At 52.8% G+C, this 22,601-nt stretch carries 17 protein-coding genes; 10 read left to right on the forward strand and 7 right to left on the reverse strand.

The features are described 5' to 3' along the window. Window positions 1–9: 9 nt before the first annotated feature. The 7 genes from JYB85_RS16840 to ampD form a co-directional block, all read right to left on the reverse strand. Window positions 10–4,461 (reverse strand): EAL domain-containing protein, encoded by a 4,452-nt coding sequence (locus JYB85_RS16840; protein WP_207382117.1) that lies wholly within the window; start codon window positions 4,459–4,461, stop codon window positions 10–12. Window positions 4,462–4,604: 143 nt separating this feature from the next. Continuing rightward, entirely contained in the window at window positions 4,605–6,035 is a 1,431-nt protein-coding gene (gene lpdA / locus JYB85_RS16845; RefSeq protein WP_207380204.1) for a dihydrolipoyl dehydrogenase, read from the reverse strand. Between the two features lie 174 nt (window positions 6,036–6,209). Beyond that, on the reverse strand, window positions 6,210–8,087 hold the full coding sequence (gene aceF / locus JYB85_RS16850) for a pyruvate dehydrogenase complex dihydrolipoyllysine-residue acetyltransferase (protein WP_207380205.1): 1,878 nt from the start codon (window positions 8,085–8,087) through the stop codon (window positions 6,210–6,212). Window positions 8,088–8,098: 11 nt separating this feature from the next. Beyond that, window positions 8,099–10,762, reverse strand: a complete 2,664-nt coding sequence (aceE, locus tag JYB85_RS16855; protein ID WP_207380206.1) for a pyruvate dehydrogenase (acetyl-transferring), homodimeric type — start codon at window positions 10,760–10,762, stop codon at window positions 8,099–8,101. Window positions 10,763–10,838: 76 nt separating this feature from the next. Continuing rightward, window positions 10,839–11,591 (reverse strand): pyruvate dehydrogenase complex transcriptional repressor PdhR, encoded by a 753-nt coding sequence (pdhR, locus tag JYB85_RS16860; RefSeq protein ID WP_207321093.1) that lies wholly within the window; start codon window positions 11,589–11,591, stop codon window positions 10,839–10,841. Window positions 11,592–11,771: 180 nt separating this feature from the next. After that, window positions 11,772–12,647: a beta-lactamase regulator AmpE gene (gene ampE / locus JYB85_RS16865; RefSeq protein ID WP_207380207.1), complete on the reverse strand. Its 876-nt coding sequence runs from the start codon at window positions 12,645–12,647 to the stop codon at window positions 11,772–11,774. 34 nt (window positions 12,648–12,681) lie between these two features. Then, window positions 12,682–13,236, reverse strand: coding sequence for a 1,6-anhydro-N-acetylmuramyl-L-alanine amidase AmpD (gene ampD / locus JYB85_RS16870; protein WP_207380208.1), 555 nt, complete (start codon window positions 13,234–13,236; stop codon window positions 12,682–12,684). Window positions 13,237–13,448: 212 nt separating this feature from the next. Here ampD and nadC point away from each other — a divergent pair, with 212 nt between their 5' ends. The 10 genes from nadC to JYB85_RS16920 all read left to right on the forward strand — a co-directional run bounded on the left by nadC (window position 13,449) and on the right by JYB85_RS16920 (window position 22,598). Then, window positions 13,449–14,306 carry a carboxylating nicotinate-nucleotide diphosphorylase gene (gene nadC, locus JYB85_RS16875; protein WP_207380209.1) on the forward strand — a complete coding sequence of 286 codons (858 nt, stop codon included), beginning with the start codon at window positions 13,449–13,451 and terminating at the stop codon, window positions 14,304–14,306. Window positions 14,307–15,210: 904 nt separating this feature from the next. Next, window positions 15,211–15,609 (forward strand): prepilin-type N-terminal cleavage/methylation domain-containing protein, encoded by a 399-nt coding sequence (locus tag JYB85_RS16880; protein WP_207380210.1) that lies wholly within the window; start codon window positions 15,211–15,213, stop codon window positions 15,607–15,609. 85 nt (window positions 15,610–15,694) lie between these two features. Beyond that, window positions 15,695–17,404, forward strand: a complete 1,710-nt coding sequence (gene pilB / locus JYB85_RS16885; RefSeq protein WP_207380211.1) for a type IV-A pilus assembly ATPase PilB — start codon at window positions 15,695–15,697, stop codon at window positions 17,402–17,404. A gap of 38 nt (window positions 17,405–17,442) precedes the next feature. Beyond that, complete coding sequence (locus tag JYB85_RS16890) at window positions 17,443–18,711, forward strand: type II secretion system F family protein (protein ID WP_207380212.1); 1,269 nt, start codon at window positions 17,443–17,445, stop codon at window positions 18,709–18,711. A 25-nt stretch (window positions 18,712–18,736) separates the two neighbouring features. Further along, on the forward strand, window positions 18,737–19,651 hold the full coding sequence (locus JYB85_RS16895; protein WP_207380213.1) for a prepilin peptidase: 915 nt from the start codon (window positions 18,737–18,739) through the stop codon (window positions 19,649–19,651). Between the two features lie 8 nt (window positions 19,652–19,659). Further along, window positions 19,660–20,265 (forward strand): dephospho-CoA kinase, encoded by a 606-nt coding sequence (gene coaE, locus JYB85_RS16900; RefSeq protein ID WP_207380214.1) that lies wholly within the window; start codon window positions 19,660–19,662, stop codon window positions 20,263–20,265. 6 nt (window positions 20,266–20,271) lie between these two features. Then, window positions 20,272–21,006, forward strand: a complete 735-nt coding sequence (zapD, locus tag JYB85_RS16905; RefSeq protein WP_207321102.1) for a cell division protein ZapD — start codon at window positions 20,272–20,274, stop codon at window positions 21,004–21,006. A 46-nt stretch (window positions 21,007–21,052) separates the two neighbouring features. After that, window positions 21,053–21,262 (forward strand): DNA gyrase inhibitor YacG, encoded by a 210-nt coding sequence (yacG, locus tag JYB85_RS16910; protein ID WP_207321103.1) that lies wholly within the window; start codon window positions 21,053–21,055, stop codon window positions 21,260–21,262. A 6-nt stretch (window positions 21,263–21,268) separates the two neighbouring features. Continuing rightward, window positions 21,269–21,664 carry an 8-oxo-dGTP diphosphatase MutT gene (gene mutT / locus JYB85_RS16915; RefSeq protein WP_207321104.1) on the forward strand — a complete coding sequence of 132 codons (396 nt, stop codon included), beginning with the start codon at window positions 21,269–21,271 and terminating at the stop codon, window positions 21,662–21,664. Between the two features lie 196 nt (window positions 21,665–21,860). Further along, complete coding sequence (locus JYB85_RS16920; RefSeq protein WP_207380215.1) at window positions 21,861–22,598, forward strand: substrate-binding periplasmic protein; 738 nt, start codon at window positions 21,861–21,863, stop codon at window positions 22,596–22,598. Window positions 22,599–22,601 lie beyond the last annotated feature (3 nt).

Consider the following 22,601-nt stretch of genomic DNA (forward strand, 5'->3'; position numbering starts at 1 on the left):
GCCAGTTCCTTAGCTCTCATTTAATCCGATGAAGCTGTCCAGCTCCGGCAGCGGCATGGGTTTGGCAAAGTAGTAGCCCTGAATTGTATGACAGCCCCGGCTGAATACCTGCTCAAGCTGTTCCTTGGTTTCTATGCCCTCGGCGACCACGTTCAGTTTCAGGTTGCGGGCCAGCTCGATAATACTGCTGACGATGGCCTGATCGGCTTCATTGGTGGCGATATCGATGAGGAAAGACCTGTCAATCTTGAGCGTGTTGACATCGAAATGTCGCAGGTACGCCAGCGAAGAGTAACCGGTACCGAAGTCGTCGATGGCCACATCAACTCCCATGGATTTGAGTTGTTGTAAATGCTGTCTGGCCACTTGCAACTCCTTCATCAGTACGCCTTCGGTGATTTCCAGCGCCAGATTGGCTATCGGCATACCGGTTTCTGCCAGGGTCTGTTGCAGATGGCTGATAAAGTCGGCCTGGCGGAAGTGGATGGCACTGACGTTGACTGACACCTTGAACGGCCCCTTGGCCAACCTGGCCCAGCGGGCACCATCCAGACAGGCCCGGCGCAGCACCCACTTGTCGATATCGATCACCAGGCCACAGGCCTCGGCTACCTTGATAAACACATCGGGACGGACGAAGCCATCCTTGGGATGACGCCAGCGGATCAGGGCCTCAACCCCAACCACGGCATCATCCTTGAGCACATCAATCTGGGGCTGATAGTAGAGTTCGAACTCTTCCCGCTCCAACGCCTTACGCAGATCGGTTTCCAGTTTGAGGTGATACAGGGCCTCGGCATTGCGCTCTTCCGAATAGTACTGGAAGTTACCCCGCCCCTCATCCTTGGCATGGTACATGGCCAAGTCGGCATTTTTAATCAAGGCCTCTGGCTGACGGGCATCATCGGGCCAAATGGAAATCCCTATACTGGTCGAGATAAAAAACTCCCGGCCATAGAGCCTGAAGGGCATTTCTATCTGACGCAGCATGGACTCGGCCAGATGATTGAGACTGTCCAGATCCGTGCCCTGGTTAATTAAGACCACAAACTCATCTCCGCCAAAGCGACACAGGGTTTGCTCGGGTTCCATGCATGACTGCAAACGGTTGGCGGCCTCCACCAGCAAGGCATCACCCATGCTGTGACCAAAGGAGTCATTGACGTGCTTGAACCTGTCGAGATCCAGGAACATCAGTGCCAGCTTGCCATCGTTAAGGGTAGCCTTGTGGATTGCCTGATTGAGGCGGGCCGAGAACAGGGAGCGGTTGGGCAACCCGGTCAGCACATCGTAGTTGGCCAGGCGGCGCAGATCGGCTTCACTGCGCTTGCGTTCGGTGATGTCAGAAAACACCACCACATAATGTTGGATTTTCTCTTCGGCTCCCAGCATGGCGGAAACGTTGAGCCAAACGGGACAGACCTGACCGGCTGCCACCCGCAGCTCACGCTCCCCGGTCCATGACTGGCCGTGCCCCAGCAACTCGCGGATCTCGCTTTGCTCGCTACTGCGCTCACTGACAAGTGAGACAAAACTGCGGCCCAACAAGGAATCTGCCGTCTCGCCCAGAATGGTCTGCGCGGCGCGGTTTGCCACCTTGATCTTTTCGGCAGCGTCGAGGATAAGCACCCCCTCGGAAGTGTTTTCAAAGGCCTGGGCCAGCAAATCCACCTCATCCTGTAGCTGGCGCTGCTGGGTAATATCACTGTAAATACCAGAGATTTGCTCGGGAAGCCCGTTTTCCCGGCTATGGCGGGTTGGACGACCACGCACCCGCAGCCAGCCCCAATGACCATCCTGACGCTGAAAGCGGTATTCGGCCTCGAATCTTGGCAGCTCCCCCTTTGCCACCTGGGACCACAGGGTCTCCACCCGCTCCCTGTCATCGGGATGGATGGGAATGTCTTTCACCGGACGTTCTATCATTTCGGCGTGACTGCCCAACACCCCGCCACGGTTATCCAGATAGAAGTGATCCGTGTCTGCCCGCCACTCCCACAGATCGGATTCACTGCCCTTGAGCGACTGCCTGAGCCTGTCCTCGCTTTCCAGCAGCGCCTGGTTCATGCGCCGGAATCGGGACACCTGTTTTTGGCGGGCGAACGCCGCGCCTATCGCCATGATGATAGAGAGCAATACCAATGCCCACTTAAACCAAGGGGTCTGCCACCAATATTGTTCCACCTGTAAGCGGTAGCTGAGAGGCACCTCGGACCAAACGCCGTTGCTTTGGCTGAGCACTTCCAGCAAATGCAGTCCGGCGGTCAAGCCGGACAGGTTAATCTGGGTTTGGCCATCAAGCAGCAGATAACTGCCCTGCCCCAAATCCCCAGGCCGCCGCAAGCGATACTTCACCCGCAATGGTGAGTCATCCAACAAGTTGTGACTGGTCAGCTGCAAACTGACCATACGTGCCCCTGGAGCGACCCGGGTCATCTGCTCCGGCACCAATTGCAGCTCTGAATGCTCATCAAAGTAAACTGTGACCGACTCCAACGAGACCTTGTCAGTGTTGAACCTGTTGCTGAGTTTGTTGACATCCACCAACACGGCACCATCGGGGGTGCCAAGGTACAAGCCCTGATCCGGGTGGAAATAGACGGCGCTTTCGTTCAGTTCACTGGCCACCAGCCCATCGGTCACCGAGTAAACCGAAACCTTACCCGAAAGTTTATGTTGCCGGATAAGGCTGCGGGGACAACCGATAAGCCGGTACTCACCTATATCACGCAGGAAAAAGATGCTGCTGCAATCGACCCGCCAATCCTGTCCCAATGGCTGCACCTGGGCAGCGTTACTCCGATACTCCAACAAACCCATTTGCCCGCTGCCAATCCACAGCACTCCCGGCTCAGGTTCCAATAGATGACCGACACCGGGAGTGCCCTCCAAACCATCGAATAACGCCAACTGGCTGACAAAATAGCCTTCGTCATCCAGATAGCCAAAAACCCCTTCGCCTCCAAGCCACACGCGGCCGCTGCTGTCTCTGAGCACAGTCTGAATGCTGGGGTTGAGCAATTGTCCCTCGCGGGTACGAATGTCGACGACGGCGGGATTAAACAGACCGGGTTCCCAGAAAAAGATCCCCGTGGCCGTCACGAACCAGATCCGCCCAGGGATCGCCGGGTCCCTGTAGGTGGAAAACACCAGCTTGTGTCTCAGGGAATCAGAACCCTGGCTCCACTTCGCAAAACGTTCGCTGGAGAAATTCGTTTTATTGAGTACATACAAGCCATTGGTGGTCGACAGCAGCAGGTATTCGCCGTTAAGGGGGGTAATGTTATAGACGCTGTCGTTAAGTTCGAAATCATCCGGAACCAATAAACGGGAGCCGTCCTTGCCACGCTCAAATGCGATTAAGCCGGCGTCACTGCCAAGCCACACCCGGTTGCCCTCGGCATACACGGACCAGATCATTTCATTGGCCAGCTTGTACCGTCCTGCGGCATCAAACTTGTCCACTATAAAGCCGGGAGTGTCGGCAACTATGGCCAGTCCTTCCCCCGTGCCGCCCACCCACAGCAGCCCGGCACTGTCTATTTCCATATCATGGATATACTCAATGTCTGCTTCTTGCTTGAGCGCATCCTTATAGGTTGTGGGTTCCTGGCCCGGAACCCACTTAAGCAGCCCGGCGCGACTGGCAATCCAGAAATGTCCGCTCCCGTCTTCCACCATGTGAGTACAGTAATAGGGCACCTTGGATTCGGCCGTGATCTGCAGCTTTTCCAGCTCAATGCGGAACAGCCCTTCGCTGCTGCTCATCCACAGCCGTTGTTGGCTGTCTGCGAATAAAGATTTAATTTGCCCCGAGGTCTCATTCCAGGGCAACTGGGCCAGTTTTTCCCCGGAACTGCTGCGTAGCTGCAGCTGATAGGAGCTTGCCAGCAATATACGTCCATCATTCAACCTGAGCACCCTGCCCCAGGGTCTGTCCTTATCCTGCTGTAAATGCACCAGGGAATGGATTTGCCAATGACGATAGTCCAACTCCAGCAATTGGCCCGCATTGGTCAGCAGCAACAAACGGGCATCCGGTAGGCGGGTAGCATCCATAATGCCGCCGCCGGGGTAATCGGGCATAAACTCAGGGCTGCCGATACGTTGAAAGCTGTCACTGGGAATATGATAACGATAGATATCCTGATTAACCCCCACCAACAGGTTTTCCTTGTCAAGGGGGATGACCTGATTGACATAGGCATTGCTCAGGCGGTTTTCCAGGCCTTTTTTGTCTATGCGCCTGACCTTGGTATTGCTGACCCGATAAAGGCCATCTTCGGTCGCCAGCCAGGTAAAACCATACTGATCGAAGCTGATATCATTGACGACCCCGTTGGCCAAGCCATCCCGGGCGGCGAAAACCCGCTGCACCAACTCACCGGCACTCGCCCACTGCAGCCCTGCACAGCAGCACAGCAGGAGAAATATCAAACGGTGAACGGCTTTTCTTATCATCATTTTCGGCTCAGGGGACTGCGCAGGAAAGGTCCTAAAAAATGGACCTAAATCCCGACAATAATTACACATAATTTACAAATGTCACAACCTGCGACAAAAAAAGACGCCCGCAGGCGTCTTCTTTTTTTCATACCAAAAGCTTACTTTTTCTTTTTGGCTTTCGGGTTTGGCAGATCCGTGATGGAACCTTCATAGATCTCGGCGGCCAGACCCACAGACTCATGCAGGGTTGGGTGCGCATGGATGGTCAGTGCGATATCTTCGGCATCGCAACCCATTTCAATGGCCAGACCGATTTCACCCAGCAGCTCGCCACCGTTCACACCGACAATGGCGCCACCGATCACGCGATGGGTTTCCTTGTCGAAAATCAGCTTGGTCATACCATCGCTGGCGTCGGAGGCAATGGCGCGACCGGAAGCGGCCCATGGGAAGGTCGCAGTTTCATAAGCGATACCCTTCTCCTTGGCTTCTTTCTCGGTCAGACCTACCCAGGCCACTTCAGGATCTGTGTAAGCAATAGATGGGATCACCTTGGGATCGAAGAAGTGCTTCAGACCGGAGATCACTTCGGCGGCCACATGGCCTTCATGCACACCTTTGTGAGCCAGCATTGGCTGACCAACGATGTCGCCCACGGCGAAGATGTGTGGCACGTTGGTGCGCAGTTGCTTGTCAACATTGATGAAACCGCGCTCATCGACATTGATGCCGGCCTTCTCGGCGTCGATCAGCTTGCCATTGGGAGTACGACCGATGGCCACCAGCACTGCGTCGTAACGCACAGGTTCGGCGGGGGCTTTCTTGCCTTCCATAGAAACGTAAATACCGTCTTCCTTGGCTTCAACTGCGGTCACCTTGGTTTCCAGCATCAGATTGAACTTCTTGCTGATCTTCTTGGTGTATACCTTAACCACGTCTTTGTCGGCAGCTGGGATAACTTGGTCGAACATTTCAACCACGTCAATTTGGCTGCCCAGAGCATGGTATACGGTACCCATTTCCAGACCGATAATACCGCCGCCCATTACCAGCAGTTTGCCGGGCACTTCATTGAGTTCCAGAGCTTCGGTAGAGGTCCAGATACGAGGATCTTCATGAGGAATAAATGGCAGCTGGATAGGACGGGAACCGGCGGCGATGATGGCGTTGTCGAAGTTAACTACTGTTACCTTGCCTTCGCCATCGGTGACTTCAATGCTGTTGGGGCCGGTGAACTTACCGAAACCATTGACCACCTGCACCTTGCGCATCTTGGCCATGCCACCCAAACCACCGGTCAGTTGGCCGATAACCTTCTCTTTGTAACCGCGCAGCTTGTCCAAATCTATGGAAGGCTCGCCGAATACCACACCGTGCTCGGCAGCGGTCTTGGCTTCTTCAATGACCTTGGCGATGTGCAGCAGGGCCTTGGATGGGATACAACCCACGTTCAGACACACACCACCCAGGGTGCTGTAGCGCTCAACGATAACGGTCTCCAGACCAAGGTCGGCTGCGCGGAAGGCAGCTGAATAACCTGCAGGACCCGCGCCCAGCACTACTACCTGAGTTTTGATTTGATTACTCATGTTTTCCTCTGAATTTTTCATTTCGCCGGTTCAAAAAACTCGCCAAGCATCTGAGGGAGACGACATTTTTTTCGCCGACATTCGGCCCGCGTGTAAGGTGGCCGCATTTTAACCCGCGATGGGTCAGGATCTCAATAAACAAAAGGCTGTCCCGCAAAGGACAGCCTTAAGTGTTTACAACACCAACTTGCGGATGTCTGCCAGCACACCGCTCAGGAAGGTGACGAAGCGGGCACCTTCTGCACCATCGATCACTCTGTGGTCATAGGACAGGGACAGGGGCAGCATCAGCCGCGGCGCAAAGTCCTTGCCGTTCCACTTGGGCTTGATCTCGGATTTGGACACACCGAGGATCGCCACTTCGGGGGCATTCACAATCGGCGTGAAGGCGGTACCGCCCAGGCCACCCAGGCTGGAGATGGTGAAACAACCACCCTGCATATCGGAAGCGGTCAGCTTACCGGCACGGGCCTTCTTGGAAATTTCCGCCAGCTCGCGGGACAACTCATAGATGCCCTTCTTGTTCACATCACGCACCACGGGCACTACCAGACCTGTGGGGGTATCCACTGCGATACCAATGTTGATGTACTTCTTGAGGATCAGGCTCTCACCGTCATCGGACAGGGACGAGTTGAAAGAAGGAAACGCCTCCAGTGCCTTGGCCACGGCCTTCATGATGAACACCAGCGGGGTGATCTTCATGCCGGTATCTTTCTTGGCTTCCTCGGCGTTCTGGTTTTTGCGGAAATCTTCCAGCTCGGTGATATCGGCCTCATCAAACTGAGTCACATGGGGGATCATCACCCAGTTGCGATGCAGGTTGGCGCCGGAAATCTTCTTAATGCGGGACAGAGGTTGTACCTCGGTCTCACCGAACTTGGCAAAATCCACCTTGGGCCAAGGCAGCAGTCCCAGACCGGCACCGTCGCCCTTGCCTGCAGGCGCTGCTGCAGCGGCATCCAGACGCTTGAGCGCATCCTTGATGTAGGCCTGCACGTCTTCGCGCAGCACCCGGCCCTTGCGTCCGGTGCCTTTCACCTTGGCCAGATTGACGCCAAATTCACGGGCCAAACGACGCACCACGGGCGATGCATGGGCGTATTCGTGGTTTTCCACGAACTCACCTGTTTTGGCCTGAGCATTGGCAGCCGGAGCAGCGGCCTGAGCCACAGGAGCAGAAGCAGGAGCGGCAACTGGCGCAGCACCCTGGACTTCAAACACCATGATAAGGGAGCCGGTGGACACCTTGTCACCCACGGCGACCTTGATCTCTTTTACCGTGCCGGCAACGGGAGCCGGCACTTCCATGGCGGCCTTATCGCCTTCCACTGAAAGCAGCGATTGCTCCTTGGCAACCACATCGCCCACTTTTACCAGCAGCTCGGTCACTTCCACTGCATCACCGCCGATGTCAGGAACCTTGATGTCCTGCAATCCGGCGACCGGGGCAGAAGCAGCTGCTACGGCGGCAGGAGCGCCGGCCACCGGAGTGCCGGCCACCGGTGTGCCGGCCACCTCAAATACCATGATAAGTGAACCTGTGGCGACCTTGTCACCCTTGGCGACCTTGAGCTCTTTCAACACGCCGGCAAAAGGTGCAGGCACCTCCATGGCGGCCTTGTCACCTTCCACGGTAATCAGCGGCTGCTCTTCAGCTATGCTGTCGCCGATGGCCACCAGGATCTCGGTCACTTCCACTTCGTCACCGCCAATGTCCGGGACGTGCACTTCTTTCAGTGCCACAGTGGCATTTACTGAAGCAGGGGCAGCGGCCACGAGCGCAGCCGCAGGTGCGGGAGCCGCAGTCGCGGCCGCAGCTTCGGCCTCAAATTCCATGATCAGCGAGCCGGTGGCAACCTTGTCACCCACGGCAATCTTGATGGCCTTGACCACGCCGGCGGCGGGGGCAGGCACTTCCATGGAAGACTTGTCGCCTTCCACTGTGATCAGCGACTGCTCTTTCGCGACGGTGTCACCCACCTTCACCAGGAGTTCGGTGACTTCGACTTCATCTGCGCCAATATCGGGTACGTGAATTTCGATTGTCATTGTCTGTTCTCTTACGCGTAAAGCGGGTTCATCTTCTCGGTGTCAATGTCGAACTTACGGATGGCATCTGCCACCACGGACTTCGCCACTTCACCGCGCTTGGCCAGCTCATTGAGCGCCGCCACCACCACGTAACCGGCGTTCACTTCGAAGTGACGACGCAGGTTGGCACGACTGTCGGAGCGGCCGAAACCGTCGGTACCCAGCACCTTGAAGGATGCAGCCGGTACGAAGGCACGAACCTGCTCGGCATAGTTCTTCATGTAATCTGTGGCCGCAATCGCAGGCGCATCACCCATCACAGTGGCAATGTAAGGCACCTTGGCTTCGGCTTCAGGATGCAGCATGTTGTAGCGCTCGCAGTCCTGGCCGTTGCGGGCCAGCTCGTTGAAGGAGGTCACAGAGAACACATCCGATGCCACGCCGTACTCCTCGGCCAGGATCACCGCCGCCTTGCGCACTTCGTTCATGATGGTACCGGAACTCAGCAGCTGTACCTTGGCCTTGGCGCCTGCATGGCTTTCCAGCTTGTAGATACCCTTGCGGATCCCTTCCTCGGCACCTTCCGGCATGGCCGGCATGGCGTAGTTTTCGTTCATCAGCGTCAGGTAGTAGAACACGTTCTCCTGCTCGCCATACATGCGACGGATACCGTCCTGAATGATGACCGCCGTTTCGTAGGCAAAGGTCGGATCGTAGGAAATACAGTTGGGCACAGTGCCGGCCAGGATATGACTGTGGCCGTCTTCGTGCTGCAAACCTTCACCGTTCAGCGTGGTGCGACCGGCAGTGGCGCCCAGCAGGAAGCCACGGGCCTGTTGATCGCCCGCCATCCACGCCATATCGCCAACACGTTGGAAACCGAACATGGAGTAATAGATGTAGAAGGGGATCATCGGCAGGTTGTTGGTGCTGTACGAGGTGGCGGCGGCAACCCATGAAGACATGGCGCCCAGCTCGTTAATCCCTTCCTGCAATACCTGACCTGCAGTGTCTTCCTTGTAGTAAGACACAATTTCACGGTCTTCCGGAATATAGTTCTGACCACGGGGGTTATAGATACCAATCTGGCGGAACAGACCTTCCATACCGAAGGTACGGGCCTCATCGGCGATGATTGGCACTATGTTCTTACCGATATTCTTGTCTTTGAGCAGAATATTCAGGGTACGAACAAAGCCCATTGTGGTGGAGATTTCGCGCTTCTGCTCTTCCAGCAGCGGCTGGAACTCGGTCAGTTCGGGCGCGATGAATTCACCGCTGAAGTTGGGCAGACGCTTGGGGGTATAGCCGTGCAGCGCCTGGCGGCGGGCGTGCAGATAAGTGTGCTCGGCACTGCCTTCTTCCAGCTTGAGGTAAGGCAGGTTTACCAGCTCTTCGTCGCTGATAAGATCGGTCAGGCCCAGACGATCGCGCATCTTGCTTACGTGGGTCATGTCCATCTTCTTGACCTGGTGAGCGATGTTTTTGCCTTCGGCAGCATCACCCATGCCGTAACCTTTAACTGTCTTGGCCAGTATCACAGTCGGACGGCCCTTGGTTTGCTTGGCATTTTGGAATGCAGCAAACACCTTGGACGGTTCATGGCCACCACGCTTGAGGGCAAAGATTTCATCGTCGGTCATGTCGGCCACCAGGGCCGCAGTCTCGGGATACTTGCCGAAGAAGTGCTCACGCACAAAGGCGCCGTCTTTGGCCTTGAAGGTCTGATAGTCACCGTCAACGGTTTCGTTCATCAGCTGCAACAGCTTGCCTGTGGTGTCCTTGGCCAGCAGCTTGTCCCAGCCACTGCCCCAAACTACCTTGATCACGTTCCAACCGGCACCCTTGAACAGGCCTTCCAGCTCCTGAATGATCTTGCCGTTACCCATCACAGGACCGTCGAGACGCTGCAGGTTACAGTTGATCAGGAAGCAAAGGTTATCCAGCTTTTCACGGGCGGCGAAAGAAATGGCACCACGGCTTTCCGGCTCGTCCATCTCACCGTCGCCGAGGAAGGCATAAACACGCTGCTCAGAGGTGTCCTTCAGACCACGGCCATCAAGGTACTTGAGGAAGCGCGCCTGGTAGATGGCAGAAATGGGGCCCAGACCCATGGATACGGTTGGGAATTGCCAGAATTCGGGCATCAACTTGGGATGCGGATAAGAAGGAAGACCTTTGCCGTCCACTTCCTGACGGAAGTTGTTCAGCTGGTCTTCTGTCAGACGGCCCTCTACGAAAGCGCGGGCGTAGATACCGGGGGAGATGTGGCCCTGGTAATACACCAGATCGCCGCCGTCTTTCGGGTTGGGGGCGCGGAAAATATGGTTGAAGCCCACTTCATAAAAAGCAGCAGAAGATTGGAATGAGGCCATGTGGCCGCCCAGTTCCAGATCTTTCTTGGATGCGCGCAGCACTATCATGATGGCGTTCCAACGAATGATAGAACGAATGCGGCGCTCGATAGTGGTGTCACCGGGATAAGCCGGTTCTTCGGTGAGCGGGATAGTGTTCACGTAGTTGGTGGTAATGCCGGTGGGCATATCCACGCCGTCAAGACGGGCCCGATCCAATACCTGTTCCAACAGGAACTGGGCACGCTCTACGCCTTCTTCTCGGACAACGGACTCGAGGGCTGCAAGCCACTCCTGGGTTTCGGTTGGATCTAAGTCTTGTAGCATATGTTCAGACATGAGACTGTCCTTATTTATATACATTTTTGGTGGATTAACGGCTTCCGGAGGAACTGGCGAATTGCCAACCCGGCTTTCAGGCGCCGCTCTTTAAACGGCGCAGGCTACGCTGCAACCGGCTGTCTTCTTCCCTTACCGCCAGCATGACTTCCTCGATGTAGCTCAAGTGCTCATTCGAGGCTTCGCGGGCCGCTTCGGGATCACGGCGAACGATGGCGGCGAGCAGTGCCCGGCGGTGTTCGTTGGCCATTCTGGAGGCATCTTCGCGTCGGCTCAGAAGTTCCAGGTTTTGTGCCACATTTTTATGCAGCACGGGAGTCAAACTGAGTACCAGGTGCAGCATGGCCACGTTATGTGAGGCCTCTGCCACCGCCCGGTAAAAACGCACAATGGCATCGGCCTGTTGTTCTATTCCCTGGGCCTGCTCCACTTGCTGGATCATATTCTGGATGTTCTGCATATCTGCGTCTGTACCACGCAGCGCCGCGAAATAGGCCATCATGCCTTCGGTGGCATGACGGAACTCGAGCAGGTCATATTGACTCTCGGAATCGCTGTGCATCAACTCCACGATAGGATCGGCAAGACTTTGCCAGAGCTGTTCCTTTACATAGGTACCGCCGCCTTGGCGGCGCATCAACAGGCCCTTGGCCTCCAGCTTTTGAATGGCTTCGCGCAGGGATGGACGGGAAACTTCGAACTGAATGGCCAGCTCGCGCTCCGGCGGCAGTTTTTGCCCCGGCTGCAAGCTACCCTCAAGGATCATGCGCTCAAGTTGCTGCATGATCACATCTGAAATTTTCGGCTGGTTGATTTTGCTATAAGCCATTTGGCCCTCAGCTCCTTTGTAAATTGGTCTTACCAATTTTAGCAAGTGAGGGCACTTTATCAAATCACAGTTTTAAAGTCTACTTCAGTGATCCCCATCACTTACGGACAGAGAGCATAGCCCAAAATATTGGCCATGGGGTCTGACCAATTGCCATCAAACAAGATCCAAGCCACAGAATCAGCTGACAACGCCGAAAATTGTCAGTAAGGACAGGGCTGTCACCAAAAGCACAAAGTTGCGCTTGGTGAGTGCCAATAACGCCAGTGTCGGTTGAACACATACGGGCGCTTCCGATGGCTCAGGCAACTCTTCGGCGCTGACGGCGGTGTCTATAATAATGCTGCGCGCCGAGGCTGATGAATTCAGCGCCAGGCGTCGCCAACTGGCAAAGGCCGGCTTGAAGTCACCACTGAGCACATAAAACAGCGCAAATATGCGGCTGGGCAACCAATCGAGTACCCATTGCAAGGCATCCACCAAAGGCAATGTCGCCTTGGCCTTTTGCTGCACCAGACTGCAATAACGCACGGTGCAGTAGAGAACTGCCCCGACTGGGCCCAGCAAGATAAAGTACAAGGCCACGGCCCCGTAATAACGGTAGTTGACCCAGGCGACACTCTGCCCCACCCTGGCTGCGAGCGCTTTTTCACTGACCGCATCCAGGCATTCACTGCAATCCAATTGCTCGGCATGGTGATAACAGGCCTGAACATCACCACGACAGGCCGCCTGAATATAGTGCTTGAAGGATGCCCTTTGCTCATCGTGACTGAAACAGACTATTGCCACCAGTACCCACAGCAAGAGTGACAGGCTGCCCCAGGCCACTCCGGCAACCAACAAACCGGCAATATAAACCAAGGCCGCAGGCAGAAGTATTGCCATCCCCAATTGCAGTTCGGACAGTTTAAACAGTACCGAACCAGCCCCCTCCCGGGGCTTACCAAACAGCAGCTCCAATCCTTCGGGCAGCAAAGTATCAAATTGCCAGGCTGAAGGGAGCAACCTGAGTCGCTCCACCAGGATGGCCACCAATAATGAGAACAATGCCATATTATTTGCTTCCTTTTGCGCTATCGCGCCCTTGCTAAAGTTCCGCCAGACTGGCCAGGTAAGAGCGCCAATCAAAGTGTGGACCCGGATCGGTTTTTCTTCCTGGCGCAATATCGCTGTGGCCAACGATACGATCTCTGCTGATGCCGGGATAATGCCGCATCAGCTTGCTGGTCAGCTCAGTGAGCCTTTCATATTGCACCGGTTCAAAATCAACCTCATCCGTACCCTCCAGCTCTATGCCGATGGAAAAGTCATTGCAGCCGCTACGGCCTTCAAAACTGGAAAGGCCCGCATGCCAGGCGCGCTGATCACAGGATACAAACTGCAATACCGCACCATCACGTCGAATAAGAAAATGCGCCGAGACTTCCAGGCCCTTAAGATCGGCGAAACTGGGGTCGGCAGCACAGTCCAATTTTCCCAGAAACAAGTCTTCTATATAAGGTGTCCCAAAGCAGCCGGCGGGCAGACTGATATTATGAATGACCAACAGGCTGACTTCCCCATTGGGCCGGGTATTAAAGAAGGGAGACTCACATCTTTGGGCAGCCAGGAACCAACCTTGCCGCCATTCATTATTGGCCACGCCAACCACACCAGACTATGACATTGATAGATAACACTTTAACAACTTAGTCCTGGTTAACCAACTGCTATATTAAGCCATGCATCTAAAGTGCCCGCCTATGCCCAAGCCCGGTGAGGATGTGGTACCATCGCCAAAGATGCGGAGGGTGAAGACACTCCACAGTCCCGATTTGCTCCACAGTATTGGTACCAAGTATCAAGGAAATGAAAATGCTGGAAAATGATATTCGACTCGCGGTTAAGGCAGCCCTGGATGAGGATTTAGGACATCAGGATGCCAGCGGAGACATTACGGCACAATTGATCCCGGCTGACAAATATGCCGAAGCCACACTGATCACCCGTGAAGAAGGGGTGTTCTGCGGCAAAGCCTGGGCCGAACAGGTGTTCAATCAGCTCGGCGGTGAAGTCGCCTTGCATTGGCATGTGGATGATGGCGATCTGGTATTGCCAAATCAGGTGTTGTGTGAACTGTCGGGGCCGGCACGGGCCATATTGACCGGTGAGCGTACCGCGATGAACTTCATCCAGACACTGTCCGGTGTAGCCAGTCTCACCAAGACCTATGTGGACAAGCTGGCAGGTACTCAGTGTCGCCTGCTGGATACCCGCAAGACAATTCCGGGCCTGCGCACGGCACAGAAATATGCCGTAACCTGTGGTGGCGGTAGCAACCATCGCATCGGTCTGTACGACGCCTTTTTGATAAAAGAAAATCACATCATGGCCTGTGGCGGCATTAAACAGGCTATAGATAAGGCGCGCAGTCTGCATGCCGATAAACCGGTAGAGGTAGAAGTGGAAAGCCTGGACGAGCTGACTCAGGCCCTGGATGCCGGCAGCGACATTATCATGCTGGATAACTTCGATATCACCATGATGATCGATGCGGTAGAACTTAATAACAGCTACAAAGAGAAAGGCTTGGGCGCCAAGTTGGAAGTGTCGGGCAATGTCACCCTGGAAACCCTGGCCGAATTTGCCCGTACCGGTGTCGACTTTATCTCTGTAGGGGCCTTAACCAAGCACGTCCGCGCGCTGGATCTCTCCCTGAGATTGAAAGCCTGACTGCCGACAAAAACTGGCACACTTCACAGTGTGCCAGTGACCTCTTCCATTTCTGTTTTTCAGCAAACAAAAAAGACCCATTCATGTTTTTTCAGCATCCTTTCACACCTAAATGGATGCCCCTCCAAAAATCTGGTAAACAGCCGAAATCGCCGCCGTTAAATTGACGTTTCAGCCAAAGCGTCAAGCAATCGAACACTTGTCAATGAACTGTTAGAACCAACGTCTCAAAAAACCAACTATCTTAGATAAATTAAGCGACTAGACACGACTTTCGTGCAATTTTCTGTTTCATTTTCGCAAACTTTATACTAACTTTTACCCCAGGCGTAATGGCCTGTCCGGACGAAGTGTCTGAGATGGTAAAAAATGCGTGTGGGACAAGAAACTGAACACGCCTTTCTTATCACTTAAACTCCTTTGAACCGGAGAGTGAGACCGAGACAGCCGGGAGGGCCATTATCGGTTCGTACCTTGCGATGCTTGTAACATATGCATACATCAAGAGGCAGCTTCTTTCATCTTGGGTCTGTTGTCCCATTGTGAAAGAAGCACAATCACCGAGCTCAACATAATGCCAAAATAGGTGTAGCTACACTGACGTTTTGGGATTGATGATGAATCGGGTGATCAGGGTGAGGTTGATGCCTTACTGTTCATAAAAACGTAAATTGGACAGTTTGTTATCGACAACATTAATAACAGACGAATACAATCCATCGTCATCCGACCAGGGTGCCGACATCAGGGACGAACCGGATAGCAGTTAACACAGGGTTAACATTTTATGGTTGACTACTGTGCATCTAACATCCGGATGATGTATGGTTACAGGGAATCGACCGGGCAACTGGGTCAATAAACTTTGGTCAACTAAATTGCAGAGCAATTTACGGAGAAAGAAATGAAAGGTATCACTTTGAAGAAAAACGCCAAGGGTTTCACCCTGATCGAACTGATGATCGTTGTGGCAATTATCGGTATTCTCGCCGCCATCGCGCTGCCTGCCTACCGTGATTATGTAGTGACTTCCGAGGGTGGCGCAGCAATGAAGGGCCTCAGCGCGTTTGCCACCAAGGTCCAAGCTTGTATCCAAACTGATATTGGTTGTGCGGCTATACCCAACGAAGTTCAAAATAATACAAAACTTGCTGCTTCAGTGGCACCCGCTCTGAACACAGGTACTGTGCTGACTTGGACCGACAATACTTGTACTTTAACCGCAACTTTCGATGTTGATGGCAGTGTAGCGTTTGCAGTCACCGCTGGCGGCCAACTTTGTACCGATGGGGCTGGCTTATAATAGCTTGAGCTCCAATAGAGAAGAGCAATGCCATGCATTGCTCTTCTTCTCCTTTTTGTAACACCGTTTTTGAGTATTTCACTCTATGCCGACATCTGGATTGCACTTGGGCCTCGCAACCTTGTTTATCCGTAAGAGATTTCTTACGGAAGAGCAAATGGCCACTGCAATATCCAAGTCACGGCAAAGCAAACAAACCTTAGTTTCAACACTGATTTCCGACAGCATTATGTCTGCACGGGAAATAGCTGAGATGTGCTATGAGGAATATGGCACCCCACTGCTGGACCTGGCCGAATTTGATATTCCCAGCATTCCCGAAGAACATCTCAACAAAAAACTGATTGAAAAGCACCGCTGCCTGCCACTTTTCCGCCGCGGTAACCGTCTTTATATCGCCACCTCAGATCCCACCAATATATCCGCACTGGAAGACTTCCAGTTTTCGGCCGGTTTACATGCCGAAGCCATCCTGGTGGAAGACGATAAGCTGGGCAAGGCTCTGGAGAAGATCCTCGAAGAAGATATCAGTGCCTTGGATCTGGGTGGTCTTGATGAGGATTCACTTGCCGGCATTGAAGTTACTGATACAGATAGGCGTCATGAAGATCAACAGGGTGACAGCAGCGATGACGCGCCAATCGTTATCTATATCAATAAAATTCTGACCGATGCCATCCGCAAGGGAGCGTCGGATTTGCACTTTGAGCCCTACGAAAAGCGTTATCGCATCCGTTTTCGTATTGATGGCATCTTACACGAAGTCTCTGAACCGCCGATTAATCTCGCCGGCCGTATTTCGGCTCGCTTAAAGGTGATGTCCAAGCTGGATATTGCTGAGCGTAGGGTTCCCCAGGACGGTCGCATCAAAATGAAACTGTCGCGGACCAAGTCAATAGACTTCCGTGTCAGCACACTGCCCACATTGTGGGGCGAAAAGATTGTAATGCGTATATTGGATTCTTCCTCCGCGCAGCTTGGTATCGAAAAGCTGGGCTACGAAGAAGACCAAAAGGCCGCCTATCTGGAAATGCTAGCCAAGCCCCAGGGCATGATACTGGTTACAGGCCCCACAGGTTCGGGTAAGACGGTATCCCTGTACACCGGCCTTAATATACTTAATACCGAAGAGCGCAATATCAGCACCGCCGAAGATCCGGTGGAAATAAACCTGGAAGGGGTAAACCAGGTTCACATTAACCTCAAGGCAGGACTAACCTTTGCCTCGGCACTGCGCTCTTTTCTACGTCAGGATCCCGATGTAGTTATGGTGGGTGAGATTCGTGACCTGGAAACGGCGGAAATTGCCATTAAGGCCGCACAAACGGGTCACTTGGTATTATCCACCCTGCACACCAATTCTGCCGCAGAGACCCTCACCCGACTGATTAACATGGGCGTCCCCGGCTACAACATAGCCAGCTCGGTGAATCTGATTATTGCGCAGCGCCTCGCCAGAAGACTTTGCCCTGAATGCAAAGAGCCCGAAGAGATTCCCGAGCATGAGTTGTTACGGCTGGGATTCTCACAGGAGCAAATAACCCAAGGTGTCACCCTATACAAGCCTTGCGGATGCGATCTCTGCTCCGGCGGCTATAAAGGCCGTGTGGGTATCTATGAAGTGATGAAAATGTCAGACGAGATAGCCCGAACTATTATGGAAGGAGGCAACTCGTTGCAAATTGCGTCCATGGCCAAGAGCCAGGGAATGCGTGATTTGCGCCAGTCGGGTCTGCTTAAAGTCATTCAAGGTGTGACCAGCATAGCAGAGGTCAACCGGGTGACCAGTTTTTAGCGTTGACTTAGCCAAACAGCATTCAAGGGGAAAATAACATGGCGACAGCCACTGCATCCAGAAGAGCCGGTAAAGGGGTAAAAGCAGGCGCCAAAAGCCAACCCAAGATATTTACCTTCACATGGACCGGCTTAAACAAAGACGGCAAAAAAAGCAGCGGCGAACTGCGTGGTGCTAATGTCGCCGAAATTAAAAATATTCTCAAGTCTCAAGGCATATCACCCAAGAACGTCAAGAAAAAGTCCGAAGGCATACAGCTGTTCGAAGCCAAGATCAATGCCATGGACATAGCTATGCTTACCCGTCAGATAGCCACCATGCTGGCTGCGGGTGTGCCCTTGGTCACCACCATTGAAATGCTTGGCCGTGGCCATGAAAAGCCTAAAATGCGGGAATTGCTAGGAACCATTCTTAATGAAATCCAATCCGGTATCCCATTGTCCGATGCCTTAAGACCTCACAGACTGTATTTCGATGACTTGTATGTAGACTTGGTTGGCGCCGGAGAGCACTCAGGCTCCCTTGATACGGTATTCGACCGCATTGCCACCTATCGGGAAAAAGCGGAAGCGCTGAAGTCAAAAATCAAGAAAGCCCTGTTTTATCCCGCCGCAGTGGTGATAGTTGCCATAGCTGTGACAGTTCTTCTACTGGTATTTGTGGTACCGCAATTTGAAGAGGTCTTCAAAGGCTTTGGTGCTGAATTGCCGGCGTTTACCCAGCTGGTCGTCGGCATATCCCGTTTTTTACAGGATTATTGGTACATATTTTTAATTTCCATTGTTGCCTTTGTATTCATATTTGTGCGCCTGCATCGTAATTCGCAGGCGTTCCGGGACAGAATTGACGAATTGATGTTAAAAATCCCTGTTGTGGGTGAAATTTTACACAAGGGCGCCATGGCCCGTTTTGCCCGCACCCTGGCCACCACCTTTGCCGCCGGTGTGCCTCTGATCGATGGTCTTGAGTCAGCAGCTGGCGCTTCCGGTAATGCCGTCTATAAAAAAGCGCTGCTCAAAATCCGCCAGGAAGTCATGGCCGGTATGCAAATGAACGTGGCCATGCGCACGGTCAACTTATTTCCCGACATGCTAATTCAGATGGTGATGATCGGAGAAGAATCCGGCTCATTGGATAACATGTTGAACAAGGTCGCCAACATCTACGAGATGCAGGTGGATGATGCCGTTGATGCGCTGTCCAGTTTGATTGAACCCATTATGATGGTGGTGATTGGCACCATAGTGGGCGGACTCATTGTAGCCATGTATTTGCCCATATTTAACTTGGGTAAAGTAGTCGGATAGTAAAAATTAAATTTACAGTGATTGAATGAATAATATTATTGACGTATTAAGCCAATCTCCTTGGCTGTTTGAAGTAATGAGTTTTATATTCGCTGCCTGCATTGGCAGCTTTCTCAATGTGGTCATTCATCGCTTCCCTGTGATGCTGAAGCGTGAATGGCAGCAGGAGTGCAATCAGTATTTGAGCGAGTATCATCCAGCCTTGGTCGCCAAAGTGGGCGCGGCTGAGCTGCAAAAGCCAATTGATAATTACCCGAGCAAATATAATCTGATTGTACCGGCATCACGCTGTCCCAAATGTCACAGCAGCATTAAGGCCTGGCATAATTTGCCTATCCTTGGCTGGATGCTACTTAAAGGGAAGTGCGCCAACTGCCAGACTCCAATATCGGCCAGATATCCGATAGTCGAAGCCTTAACCGGCATTACAGTCGCAACACTGGCCTGGCATTTCGGCCCCAGCTGGCAGTTTTTATTGGCTGCGCTGTTAACTTTTGGCTTGATAGCCATGGCCGGAATAGATTTAGACGAAATGTTGTTGCCGGACCAAATAACACTGCCATGGTTGTGGCTCGGTTTGCTGGCGAATCTCAACCATCAATTTGTCGGGATTGAAGATGCCCTTATTGGCGCAATGGCCGGCTATCTGTCGCTCTGGTCCGTATATTGGTTATTCAAAATACTCACGGGCAAGGAAGGCATGGGCTATGGCGATTTTAAGCTGATGGCCCTGTTCGGCGCTTGGCTTGGCTGGCAAATGCTGCCGCTCATTATCTTGCTCTCATCTCTTGTTGGCGCCCTAGTGGGAATCACCATGATGCTGAGTAAAAAACTCTCCCGTGAAAACCCCATTCCCTTCGGTCCCTATATTGCGGCAGCCGGCTGGATAGCCTTGATTTGGGGACAAGACATAGTTGACTGGTACCTCGCCGGTCTGTGATACCTTGTATGAAGAAATACCTTGTAGGTTTAACCGGTGGGATAGGCAGCGGCAAGACAACCGTTGCCAATGGCTTTTTAAACCATGGTATTACGCTGGTTGATGCGGACATGGTTGCCCGGGAAGTCGTCGAGCCCGGTAGTCCAGGCCTTGAACAGATCCGCACCCACTTTGGCAACTCGGTTATTAACGGCGACGGCACTTTGAATCGTGGGCTTTTACGGGAAATCGTATTTGCCAATCCACAGCATAGAGAATGGCTGAATAATCTTTTGCATCCAATGATCAGGACGCGAATGCTGGAACTTGTCGAAAAGGCCAACTCGCCGTATGTGATCTTGATTGCCCCCTTGCTATTTGAGAACGGCTTGGATAGGTTAGTCAATCGGACCTTGGTGGTGGATATTTCACCTGAAAAGCAAATAGCCAGAACCATGGCCAGGGATAAAGTATCAGAAACACAGGTCAATAATATTATAGCCAGCCAGATGTCGCGGGAAGACCGCTTGGCCAAGGCAGATGACATCATAGATAACAATGGAGACGTTGCCGGCATAGAAGATAAAGTCGCTGAACTGCATAGCCTGTATATGACCTTATCTCAGTCGCAATAACTGCGCATGACAGAACTGATATACGAACAACCATTAAATGAGCGAATTCGTAGTTATCTGCGTCTGGAATACCTGTCTCAACAAATAGAGAATAATTTGCAGCAGGATCACCAGCACAGGTGTTTTTACCCTCTGTTCTCCCTGTGCGATTTAACCGACCGCTGCGATTACCGTAATGATCTTTTAAAAGAGATAGAAAAGCAGCTTTTTATGCTGGCCAAATGGCAGCAGCTACCCCACGCCAATGCCCCCCAAATAGAAGTCTTCGTCAGTCAACTCACCTCCGCCAAGGAAGCGTTACAGACCCCGAATCGAATAGGCTCTTGTCTCAAACAGGACAGGTTTCTCAATGCCCTGCGGCAAAGATTCGGCATGCCCGGGGCCTGCTGCAATTTTGATCTGCCACAGCTGCATTTTTGGCTGGCCAAGCCTTGGCCGCAACGGCAAATGGAATATCGAGCCTGGGTGGATCATTTCTCCCCACTGCTGGAACCTGTCAACCTCTTGCTGTCTCTAATCAGAAGTACCGGTGAGTTTCAGGACACTCAGGCCTGTGGTGGCTTTTACCAAGGCGACAGTGCCCAGCCGTTATCCCTTATCCGAGTGAAATTGGACGCCAATCAAGGCTGTTACCCCACCATCAGCGGCCACAAAAATCGCTTTGCGATTCATTTCGTTCAGTTTCAGGAACAACGCCATTCGGACAAAACCATAGAGTTTAAACTGGCAACCTGCCCTTGATGGCGATACCATTGGCCTCCAGGCCATCGATCTGCAGTTACGAGCCATGCCCATCACAGTACAATGCCCCCAATGTAAGAAAACCGTCGAATGGAACAGTGATTTTCCGTTCAAGCCATTTTGCAGCGAACGCTGCAAATTGATTGACCTCGGAGACTGGGCTTCAGAAAAGCATGCCATTCCGGTTAAACCTGAGTTTGATCCTCAATTGCTTGATGAACTCGGCTTCGACGAAGAACACTTCTTTAAAGAGTAATAGGCAATGCTAAAGCGAATTCACGTGGCGGTTGGCATCATTCAATCGGGTGACACCATATTGCTGGCCAAAAGACACGGACACCTGCATCAAGGTGGCAAATGGGAATTCCCGGGAGGCAAAGTTGAACCGGGCGAAACCGTCGCCATGGCACTGGCACGGGAATTAAAAGAGGAAGTGGGCCTGGAAATTCATGGTTGCACCCCCTTTATGGAGCTGGCCTACGACTATCCGGATAAGCAGGTCTTTTTGGACATTCACTTAGTCAATGACTTCAGTGGTGACGCTCACGGCGCAGAAGGGCAGGAAATTGCCTGGGTACCAATGAGCGAATTGAGCCAATATTCCTTTCCTGATGCCAACCGCCCCATACTCGACAAATTGCTTGGCTTAAATTGCTGAAGCTTTTCTCTGCCCGGAACCGCATCCGGGCAGCTTTCCCACAGATCTCCGGAAGCTTCGACTGTCTCACTCGCAAAAGTGAGATCACTTTGGCATGTCGCAATTCCATAATCGACTAAAATAGACAATGCTTTTTCGGTTGCCCTTAGCCACGGTAGCCGCAATCCTCACGCAGCCCATCTAAAGGTTTTTCACCATGTTAAAGAACGCATTATTCACTCTGCTTCTGGTCATTTGCCCCGTGCTGGCCAATGCGGAAGAACCCATTACCGAAATCAATGTTGTCAGCGAGGTATGGACTAATGCCACCGAAAAAAGTGGCCGGGGTCTTTACTGGGATATGTTGCGGCTGGTGTATCAGCAAGAAGGCATCAAACTCAACTTCGAAACTATGCCCTACGCCAGGAGCGTCAGTAAGGTGATGGCAAATGGTGCCGATGCCTGGGTCGGCGCTTCTCCAGACGAAGTTGCAGACGCCGTATATCCTAAGCTGCCCCTGGATGAAGATCAGTATTACGCGCTGTATTCCAAAGGCAAGGTTGCCAACTGGCAGGGAGAGCAAAGCCTGGCACAAAAGCGGGTTGGCTGGAGTAAGGGCTATCAACTGGACAGCTACCTCAAGGTCAAGGTGGTGGCCAGTGAGTTTCTCAAATTAAAAGTCGGCATCAATCGCTTACAAAGCGGTGAGCTGGACTTTGTACTCGACGCCCGTTATGACCTGGAGCAGGAAATGCAACGGGAAAACATTGACCCGACTGAATTTGAGATGCAAAAGGTCATAGTGTTGCCAACTTTCATTGCCTTTGCCAACAATGAGCGCGGTCATCGGCTGGCGGCTATCTACGATAAACAGATGCGTGAGCTGATAAAGTCAGGCGCCATACGCAAGCTGTTTGACCAATACCAGTGGCCCACCTTTCCCTTCGAAGAATGACCC

The sequence above is a fragment of the Shewanella sedimentimangrovi genome, assembly GCF_017354965.1.
In the GTDB taxonomy this organism is placed as follows: Bacteria; Pseudomonadota; Gammaproteobacteria; order Enterobacterales; family Shewanellaceae; genus Shewanella; species Shewanella cyperi.